Genomic DNA, 10,268 nt, shown 5'->3' with positions numbered 1-10,268 from the left:
GGCTCACTCCTACATTGATTTTGTGTACGGCAAAGATCCCCTGTAGGAGTGAGCCTGCTCGCGATGAGGCCAGAGCAATCACTACCAAACTCAGCATTTTGTTCCTGACAGGCCTGCTGAGCCTCAATGCCCTCGCAGCCGCCCCACAACTCAAAGTCCAGGCCCATCTGCAACCCGCCGAAGGCGCCATGGTCGGTGGCCTGATCGAGCTGCAAGTCGATGTCCTCACCGACACCTGGTTCACCAGCGCCGCCACCCTGCCCGATCTCAAACTCGACGGCGCTCTGGTCATGCCCCCGGACGGTCAGGCCCAGCACCTGAACCAGACCATCGACGGCCAATCCTTCAACGGTTTGCGCTACACCTACCTGATCACACCGAACGTCGCGCGATCGTTCGATATCCCGGCCCTCACCGTCAGCGCCACCCCCGGTCAGGCTGAAAGCGAAATCAGCGCCCACAGCGACCCGCTGCAATTCAGCGCCGCCCGGCCGCCCGGTTTCAACCCCGGGGAAACGCCACTGGTTGCCACCGGACTGACCTTCAGCCAGAACGTGATCAACTCGGCCACACCACTGAAAGTCGGCGACAGCATTACCCGGCAACTCACCTTGAAGGCCGACGGCGCACTGGCCATGTCCCTGTCGATCCCGGCACTGGGCGATGTCGACGGCCTCAGCCGCTATGCGAAAACCCCGCAAGTCACTAGCCTCGATGACGGCCGTGGCGACATTCTCGGTGGCCAGCGCATCGACAGCGTCACCTATCGCATCGACCGCGCCGGTTCGCACACACTGCCGGCCATCGAAGTGAAATGGTGGGACGCGAGCAGCAATCAAACGCGCACCGCGCAAGTGCCCGCAGTGACGTTCGCTGCCGCCGCCAACAGCGCCTACAAACCTGTGTTTTCCATCGCCGAAGACCTCAAGCAACTCGGCCAGAATCGCCTGCGGTTCTCCACACAATGGCTGATCTGGCTCGTGGCGCTCATCGCGATTATCGGCCTCGGCTACCTAAGCCGCCCGGCCCTGACTCGCGGCTACCGCACCCTGCAAGCGCGCAAACAAGCGCGGCACGCAGCGTGGTTGCAGTCAGCCGATTACGCCTCGCAACAAATCAATCCGCAACTTGAAGCCAAACCAGCGCAACTGAGTGCGCTGTATCTGTGGCTGCGCCGCAGTCGAATGGGTCTGAAGCTCGTCGATGCCGGCCCGCGCCTGCAAGGCCTGTTGCGTGGGCTTTACGGTCGCGAACCGGCCACCGAGCAGACACTTGTCCAACTGCGCCAATCGTTGACTACGCTTCACAGTCAGGCCGAACAGCAGCAGGCGAAACCGGCCTCGGCGCTGCGCCCGCTCAACCCTGTACACGAGAAGGATTTCCCATGACGCACCCGTTGCTGCACCGCCAACGTTTTGGCCTGGCTCTGCTTTTCGGTCTGGCCCTGCCGCTGCTGGCCCAGGCCAACGAGCCGCTGCCTTCGTGGAACGACGGCCCGGCGAAGAAAAGCATCATCGAATTCGTGCAGACCGTGACCGATCAGACGAGCAAGGACTTCGTCAAACCCGCCGACCGCATCGCCGTGTTCGATAACGACGGCACGCTGTGGAGCGAGCAACCGGCGTACTTCGAATTGCTGTTCGCTTTCGACGAGGTCAAGCGCACCGCCGATCAGCACCCGGAATGGAAAACCACGCAGCCATTCAAAGCGGTGATCGAAAACGACCACAAGGCCCTCGCGGCGTCAGGCATGGAAGGCCTGCTGAAAATCGTCGGCGCCACCCACAGCGGTATGACCACCGAAGCGTTTGATGATTACGCGAAAACCTGGCTGAGCCAGGCCCGTCATCCGAAAACCGGCAAGCCGTACAGCGAGATGATCTTCCAGCCGATGCTGGAAATGCTCGACTACCTGCGCAGCCAGGACTTCAAGACCTACATCGTCTCCGGCGGCGACACCGGCTTCATGCGCGCCTTCGCCGAAAAGGTTTACGGCATTCCACCGGAACAGGTGATCGGCACCACATTTGTCACTTCTTTCGAATACAAGGACGGCAAGGCCTCGATCGTGCGCACGCCGAAACTGGCGCACAACGACGACGGCCCGGGCAAACCGGAAAGCATTGATGCGGTGATCGGCAAGCGGCCGATTCTCGCCTTCGGCAACTCCGACGGCGACCTGCAAATGCTGCAGTGGACGGCCGCCGGTACCGGCAAACGTTTCATGGGTTTGGTGCACCACACCGACGCCAAGCGCGAGTGGGCTTACGACCGAAAATCAGACATCGGCAAGCTCGACAAAGCTCTCGATGAAGCAAATTCCCGCGGCTGGACCGTGGTGGACATGGCGACCGAATGGCGCCGGATCTACCCGTTCGATCCGCCGGTAAACGAGCAGGTGCAATAAAAAAAGCGTGCTGCAGGACTGCAATAAACGTTATCAGCAATAAATGACCCCCCGCGAAAAGGAGCAAGTCAGATGACTCGCATACGCAAGTGGCTACCGAAATTCGCCTTGGTTGCGACCTCGGTGATGGCGCTGTCGGCAACCGCCACAGCGGCTGAAAAACCCAACATCCTGGTGATCTTCGGCGACGACATCGGCCAGACCAACATCAGTGCCTATTCGATGGGTGTTGTCGGTTACAAAACGCCGAACATCGACCGGATTGCCAAAGAAGGCATGATGTTCACCGACTACTACGCGGAGAACAGTTGCACCGCGGGTCGATCCTCGTTCATCACCGGTCAGACGCCACTGCGTACCGGTCTGTCGAAAGTCGGCATCCCCGGCGCTCCGGTAGGCCTGCAAAAGCGTGACATCACCATTGCTCAGGCACTCAAGTCTCAGGGTTATGCAACCGGTCAATTCGGCAAGAACCACTTGGGCGACAAGGATGAATACCTGCCGACCAACCACGGTTTCGACGAGTTCTTCGGCAACCTGTATCACCTCAACGCTGAAGAAGAACCCGAACGTCCGTACTGGCCAAAAGAAGATGCCGATTTCGTCAAGGCTGTTTCCCCTCGTGGTGTGATCCACAGCTTCGCCGACGGCAAGATCGAAGACACCGGCGCGCTGACCACCAAGCGCATGGAAACCATCGACGACGAAACCACCGCGGCGGCGCAAGCGTTCATCGAGAAGCAGGCCAAAGCGGACAAACCGTTCTTCGTCTGGATGAACACTACGCGCATGCACTTGTTCACACACGTGCGTGATTCGATGAAGGGCCAGAGCGGCATGCCCGGCAACGAATATGCGGACGGCATGATCGAGCACGACGGCGATGTCGGCAAACTGCTGAAAACCCTCGATGACCTGAAAATCACCGACAACACCATCGTCGTCTACACCACCGACAACGGCCCTAACCAGTTCTCCTGGCCGGACGCGGCGACCACGCCGTTCCGCAACGAAAAGAACTCCAACTGGGAAGGCGCGTACCGCGTGCCTGCGATGATCCGCTGGCCGGGCAAGATCAAACCGGGTGAAGTCTCCAACGAGCTGTTCTCGGGTCTTGACTGGTTCCCGACACTGCTCGCCGCCGCAGGTGATACCGATGTCGCCAACAAGCTGCTCAAAGGCTGGGCGCCGACTTCCGGCGGCACCAGCTTCAAAGTGCACCTGGACGGTTTCAACCAACTGCCGTACCTGACCGGCCAGACCCCGAAGAGCGAGCGTAAGGAGTTCTACTACTTCAACGACGATGGCGTGCTGGTGTCGATGCGTTTCGGCAACTGGAAAGCGGTGTTCTGCGAACAGCGTGCACCGGGTGGTTTCAAAGTCTGGAGCGAACCGTTCGTGTGCCTGCGCGTACCGAAAATCTTCAACCTGCGCATGGATCCGTATGAACGTGCCGATATCGTTTCCGACCAGTACTACGACTGGACGACCAAAAACGTTTATCTGACCGAAATGGCGGTGATGAAGTCCGCTGCGTTCCTGCAGACCTTCATCGAGTATCCACCAAGCCAGAAACCGGCCAGCTTCAGTGTTGACCAGATCCGTGCTGCGGTAGATGCGAAAATCGCTGAAAAAATGAAAGCGGCACAATAAGACCGCAAGACTGCCGCCCGCCTTCACCGGCGGGCGGACTTATTTTTAGTCGGATATCGCCCTTGTAGGAGCTGGCCCGATCATTTGTATTGATCGTTCCCAGGCTCTGCGTGGTAGCGCATCCCGGAATGCTCTGCGTCCCATGCCAAAGCGGACGCGGAGCGTCCAGTGAGGCATTCCCACGCAGAGCGTGGGAACGATCAGCACAGTCGCCGTTTTTATCGAATTGAAATAAGGCAATCCGCATGTCCTCACGTATCGCCAGCAAGCCGTCGGCCATACCCGCCTCGCACACCGTCTCCCCTTCACTGCTGATCCCCGCCCTGCTGCTGTGCATCTCCGGTGCCGCAGCACTGGTCTATCAGGTGCTGTGGATCAAGCAACTGTCGCTGGTGGTAGGCGTCGAGGTGTATGCGATCACCACGGGCATCAGCGCATTCTTCGCCGGCCTGGCCATCGGTGGCTGGCTGTTCGGACGCTGGGCGGATCGCTTGCAGCAACCGGTGCTGCTGTATGCCGGGCTGGAAGTACTGGTGGCGATATTGGGCGTTGGTGCGACCGTGGCCATGAGCATGGCGGCCAGTCCGTTCGCCTGGCTGCAAGATCACGTCGGTGTGTTCGCGTGGTTGCTGCCGTTCGCCCTCGTGGGCATTCCGGCGGTGTTGATGGGCGGCACGCTGCCGGTGCTGGTGCGTTCACTCGCGGCTGATCCGGGCAAGGCTGGCGGTCAGTTGTACGCAGCGAACACCTTGGGCGCGATTGTCGGCACGTTGCTCGCCGCGTTCTTTTTGATCGCCACCCTCGGTGTACGAGGCAGCTCGCTGGCCGCAGCGATGCTCAATCTGTTGGCGGCGGCTGGCGCCTTGTGGTTCGCCCGTCAGCATCCGGCACCGATTGTCACGCCGATCCATCACCATCCGGAGAAAGCTGCGGATCGCACGGCGCTGTGGCTGTATTCCATCGCCGGCGGTGTGGCGCTGGGTTATGAAGTGGTCTGGTCGCAATCGATCGTGCAGTTTATGAGCACCCGCACCTATGCGTTTGCCGTGGTTTTGGCGACGTACCTGACCGGCCTGTTTATCGGCAGTGCCCTGCTCGCGCGTCGCGTTGATCGCATTCGTGATCCGTGGGGCGTGTTCGGTTTGTTGATTGCCGGCGCCGGCCTGATCGCGCTGCTGGAAATCGCCCTGCTCGGTCGTTGGCTGATTTACGCCCAGACCCAGACCGAGATGTGGTTGCTGAGTCTGGGCGCCAGTGAGCTGGTCGGCATGAGTGCTCGCTTTGCCGTCGCGGCGTTGAGCATTGTGTTTGTGCCGACATTGCTGCTGGGGGCGGCGTTTCCCTTGGCGCTGCGTTTGAGTGTCGGCCATGAGCGCGTCGGTCGCGATGTCGGCGCAGTGGTGGCGTTCAATACCTTGGGCGGGATTGTCGGGGTGATGCTCTGCGGCTTCCTGCTCATTCCGCTGCTGGGGCTGGTGCGCACGCTGGGCCTGCTGGCGATCATCGCGGCAGGCATCGGCTACTTCGCCGTGCGCAAGGGCCATGGTGTGAAGAAAGGCCGGCGTCAGGCAGTGGTCGCACTGAGCCTGGTCTCGGTCGCATTGGCGGTGCTGATGCCGGTCGACAAAATCGCCGGCCTACTGCCCGGTGCACGCAACGGTACGTTGGCGTTTTATGAAGAAGGTCGCGGCGGCACGGTCGCGGTGGTCGCCCAAGGTCGCGGCGAGAACAATTTCCATCGTCTGTACATTCAGGGCGTCTCGAACACCGGTGATGCCATGCCGTCGCTGCGCTACATGCGCATTCAGGCGCTGCTACCGCTATTGATCCACAACGGCGAACCGCGCTCGACCCTGGTCATCGGTTTTGGCACCGGCATCACTGCGGGCGCCATGCTGCGTTACCCCGGGCTGGAGCATCGCGTGGTCGCCGAGTTGCTGCCGTCGGTGGTGAAAGCGGCGCCGTTGTTCAAGGGCAACTTCAATGCTGCCAGTGATCCGGGTGTGGAAGTGCGTCTGCGTGATGGTCGTCAGGAATTGCTGCGCAGTGCGCAGACCTACGACCTGGTCACACTGGAGCCGCCACCGCCCTCAGCTGCCGGCGTGGTCAATCTGTATTCGCGGGACTTCTATCAATTGGCCGCGAGTCGTCTGCAGAAAAACGGCATCGTCGCGCAATGGCTGCCGCTGCCGACGCAAAACATCGATGACTCGCGCTCGCTGGTGCGCAGCTTCCTTGATGTGTTCCCGTATGCCTCGTTGTGGACCAGCGAATTCCACGAGATGTTATTGGTGGGTTCGATGGAGCCGATGGAACTGGACGCCGCGAAAATCACCGTACGTTTCCAGCAGGACAGCGTGCGCAGCACCTTGCAGGATGTCGGCATTGGTTCAGCGGCGGCGTTGCTTGCGACGTGGGTGACCGATCGCGCCGGCCTTGAGCGCTTTGCCGCCGATGCACCGGCGGTGACCGATGATCAGCCGCGCATTGAATACGCGCCATGGGTGCGCAGCAAGGAAATCACTCGCGTGTTGCCGGCGCTGCTGGATCTGTATCAGGCGCCGACGCTGGTGAATGCCGATGCCGCTTTCACTGAGCGCATGGAAACCCATCGTCAACGGCTGATGCAGTTCTATCGTGCGAGCCTGCATGCGTATGACGGCGATCGGGATGCGTGGGGGCGGGACATGCGCGAGGTGATGCAGTGGGATGGCGCGAATCCGTATTACCGCTGGTTTACCGGGCAGTAATGCTGCCGACTGTAGGAGCAAAGCTTGCTCGCGAAAGCGGTCTATCAGGTCATTAATTACTGACTGACAGGACGCCTTCGCGAGCAAGCTCTGCTCCTACAGAAAAGGGGCCATCAGCCCCGATGCATTACTTGGATTCGGATTTCAGTTTCAGATAGGTCTGGTGCATATCAGACGCCCAGCCATCGATCACGGCTTTAACGTCTTCGGCCTTCAGCGCCTGGGAATCATTTTCCAGCGGTTTGCCGGTGCCTTTGCGCACAACTTGCGCCACGACCTTATTGCTGGCGCCGTCCATGAACACCGCTTCAGTGGCCAGGGTGGTTTCCTGATCACGGATGCCGGTGGCCGTGCTGACCGCCGCGGCTACCAAAGCAATCGGGATCACTTCATACGCGTGCAGCCCTTCGGTTTTGCTGCTGACGGCGGTGATCGCCGGACGCAGTACGATCACACCCGGCCCAGGCCCGGTGGACAATGGCAGCGATTTGCCCAGTTCACGCTTGAGCGCCTGATCGTAATAGCTGGTGATGCCATTGAGGGTTTGCTGAGAGATTTTTGCGGTCGGTTGCGGCTTCGGATAGAGCTGGCTTGGCTCGACATAAACGCTGGTGAATTTATTGATGTCGAGTTTCGGGTCCATCCAGCGCATCACCTCGGCACCCGACGGTGACTTGGCTTCCTTGAGCTGACTGTAATCCTTGAGAAACCCGGAGTACTCATCTGGAGCGACGGTTTTGCTCGAGCAACCCACCACGCCAAGGGTGGCGATGCACAGCGTGCCCATCATTACTGCTAGCTTCATGCTGTAACTCCTGTCAGAAAGCCGAAAGATTTGCATAAGGGGAGTTACAGGTATAGCTAAAACCTCAGCTTTTGCGATGTAAAATCAGAAAATTCACACGAGGCTGCGCGCCCGATCACAATGGTCATTTGACAGACGCCGGCCATCCGGCAAAGCTGCACCGAGCTTGAATGCACACCAGACGGTAAATGCACCTGGACCACGGAAGTCGTAATGCCCAAGCATAAAAATAAAGCGGTACAACCTGACCCTGATTCGTCTCAATCTTCACTTTCTCGTTACCTGTTCCCTGTCTCCATCGGCGTGCTGCTGGCGGCCGTGGCGGGGATCGGCTGGTTTCTGTTCAGCCCTGCGCCCGTTACCGCGCCGATCACGGTGCCACCGATCAGTGCGCCGGCGCCGGCGCCGGCGCCCGCGCCTGCCGCGCCCAAGCCGCAAGCGGTCGCACTGAAACCGGCGAGCATGGTCGACGAGCAGCAATGCCAAGGCTGCCACACCGAGCAAGTCAAAGACTGGCAAGGCTCGCACCACCAATTGGCGATGCAACCGGCGAACGCCGAGACCATGCTCGGTGACTTCAATAACGTCACGTTCAAGGCTGAAAAAGAGACCACGAAGTTCACACGCAAGGGCGACGAGTTCTGGGTCAATACGCAGGGCATCGACGGCAAGAACGCCGATTTCAAAGTGGCCTACACCTTCGGCATCGCGCCGCTGCAGCAGTACCTGATCGAGGTTGGCGAAGGCCGTTTGCAGGCGCTTGGCGTGGCCTGGGATACCCAGAAAAACCGCTGGTTTCATCTCTATCCCGGCCAAGGCGTGAACTTCAAGAATCCGCTGCATTGGAGCAAGCCGAGCCAGAACGCCAACTTCATGTGCGTCGAGTGCCACACCACCGGTTTCAAGCGCAACTTCGATGCCGCCAGCAATACCTTTAACAGTCAGTGGAACAGCCTCGGCGTCGGTTGTCAGGCCTGCCATGGCCCGGCCTCCAATCACCTGGAATGGACGCAGAAAAAGGGCGACCTGATCCATCAAGGTTTCGACGTCGACCTCAAGGACAAGAACGCCACGGTCGAGATCGAAACCTGCGCCCGTTGCCATGCGCGTCGTGCGCCGCTGGGCGATGGCTACACCGTCGGCAAACGCTTGATGGACGATTACCTGCCGAGCACCCTCACCCGCGAACTGTATGCGCTGGACGGCAAGATCAAGGACGAGGTGTTCGAACACGGCTCGTTCCTGCAAAGCAAAATGTTCGACAAAGGTGTGCGTTGCAGCAATTGCCACAACCCGCACAGCAACGAACTGAAAGCGCCGGGCAACGCGGTGTGCCTGCAATGCCACAACACCGCCGGCAAAACCTCCGTTGAAGGGGTCGACGGCAAAGGCCTGCAAGCGAAGAATTACGACTCTATCGAACACACGCGCCACACCATGGGTCAACCGGGTTCGCAGTGCGTGGATTGCCACATGCCCGGCAAGTTCTACATGGGCAATGACTTCCGTCATGACCACAGCTTCAGCATTCCCAACCCGGAACGGGCGCAGAAGCTCGGCACGCCGGACGCGTGTCTGACCTGCCATCAAGGCAAGGCTGGCGATAAAGTCACCGCGCAGTTCAAGCTGTGGAGCGCTTCCACCGCGCCGCAAGCACCGCGTTATGACGAAAGCCTGTGGCTGATCCGCAATGGCCAGCCCGGCGCCGCCGACGCGCTGTTTACGCAACTGCAACGCAGCAATCTGCCGGCAATCCAGCGCGCCACCCTGCTGGCGGAACTGCCGTTGTATCCAAGCGAACAGGCTTTGAAACTGGCCACGCAGGATCTGAAAAATCCTGAGCCGCAAGTGCGTGAAAGCGCAGCGCGGGCAATCAGTGCGTTTCTGCCTCCGCCTGAACGTGCACCGTTGTTGTCGCCACTGTTGGGCGATCCGGTGAAAGCCGTGCGCATTGTGGTCGCGCGGGATTTGCTCAGCGTCGCCCGCAGCAGCGGTCTCGGTGCGGCGCAAGCCAACTGGGAAGCCGCGATTGGCGAGTACGAGGCGGTGCAGAAGAGTCTGCTGGAACGCGCCGAAGCGAACCTCAATCTGGCCATGCTCTATCAGGCCAGTGGGCGCAGTTCGGAAGTTGAAGCGTTGCTGCGAGATGCGCTCAAACGTGATCCGGACTTCTACCCGGCGCTGGTGACACTGGTGCAATGGCTGGAGGCCAGCGGCCGCAGTCAGGAAGCGCAGACACTGCTCGCAGACAGCATCAAGGAACACCCGGACGCCGCGCTGTTGCAGCACACTCGGGGTTTGTCATTGATCCGCGCCGGCAAGACGACTGAAGCGATGGTTGCGCTGCACAAAGCTGCGCAACTGGAGCCGCAGAATGCCCAGTACGGTTATGTGCTGGCGGTGGCGTTGCACGAGGGTGGCAAGGTTGATGAAGCGTGCGCGATTCTTGAAGGCCTGCTCAAAGTGCAACCGGCGAACCGTAATGCGCGGCTGTCGCTGATCCAGTACTACCTCGACAGCGGCCAGGAGCCTAAGGCGCAGGTGTTGTTGCAGGGGTGGAAGAAGATGAATATGGGGGATCCGGCGTTGAAATAACTGGCTTGTGATTCTCCTTGTAGGAGCTGCCGCAGGGGGCCAAAATTTTTATATGGGT

The 10,268-nt window shown here is 60.0% G+C and carries 6 protein-coding genes; 5 read left to right on the top strand and 1 reads right to left on the bottom strand.

All coding sequences use genetic code 11. From position 1 onward, the window contains the following. Window positions 1-14: 14 nt before the first annotated feature. From QMX93_RS27565 to QMX93_RS27550, 4 genes are all read left to right on the top strand, one after another. Window positions 15-1,388, top strand: coding sequence for a hypothetical protein (locus QMX93_RS27565; RefSeq protein WP_282358672.1), 1,374 nt, complete (start codon window positions 15-17; stop codon window positions 1,386-1,388). Beyond that, window positions 1,385-2,407, top strand: coding sequence for an HAD family hydrolase (locus QMX93_RS27560; protein ID WP_053120639.1), 1,023 nt, complete (start codon window positions 1,385-1,387; stop codon window positions 2,405-2,407). The genes QMX93_RS27565 and QMX93_RS27560 overlap by 4 nt, the downstream gene beginning before the upstream one ends. A 72-nt stretch (window positions 2,408-2,479) precedes the next feature. Then, window positions 2,480-4,060, top strand: coding sequence for an arylsulfatase (locus tag QMX93_RS27555; protein ID WP_053120641.1), 1,581 nt, complete (start codon window positions 2,480-2,482; stop codon window positions 4,058-4,060). Window positions 4,061-4,305: 245 nt separating this feature from the next. Next, window positions 4,306-6,810, top strand: a complete 2,505-nt coding sequence (locus QMX93_RS27550) for a fused MFS/spermidine synthase (protein ID WP_282358670.1) — start codon at window positions 4,306-4,308, stop codon at window positions 6,808-6,810. A gap of 127 nt (window positions 6,811-6,937) precedes the next feature. Here QMX93_RS27550 and QMX93_RS27545 read toward each other — a convergent pair whose 3' ends face one another. Then, on the bottom strand, window positions 6,938-7,615 hold the full coding sequence (locus QMX93_RS27545; RefSeq protein WP_282358668.1) for a DUF3313 domain-containing protein: 678 nt from the start codon (window positions 7,613-7,615) through the stop codon (window positions 6,938-6,940). Between the two features lie 213 nt (window positions 7,616-7,828). Here QMX93_RS27545 and QMX93_RS27540 point away from each other — a divergent pair, with 213 nt between their 5' ends. After that, window positions 7,829-10,210: a tetratricopeptide repeat protein gene (locus QMX93_RS27540; protein ID WP_282358666.1), complete on the top strand. Its 2,382-nt coding sequence runs from the start codon at window positions 7,829-7,831 to the stop codon at window positions 10,208-10,210. The last annotated feature ends 58 nt before the right edge of the window (window positions 10,211-10,268 follow it).

The sequence above is a fragment of the Pseudomonas sp. PS01303 genome (assembly GCF_029959385.1).
Classification (GTDB): domain Bacteria; phylum Pseudomonadota; class Gammaproteobacteria; order Pseudomonadales; family Pseudomonadaceae; genus Aquipseudomonas; species Aquipseudomonas rustica.
Note: the sequence above shows the minus strand (reverse complement) of the source record. Positions and strands in the feature narration are given on the sequence as shown.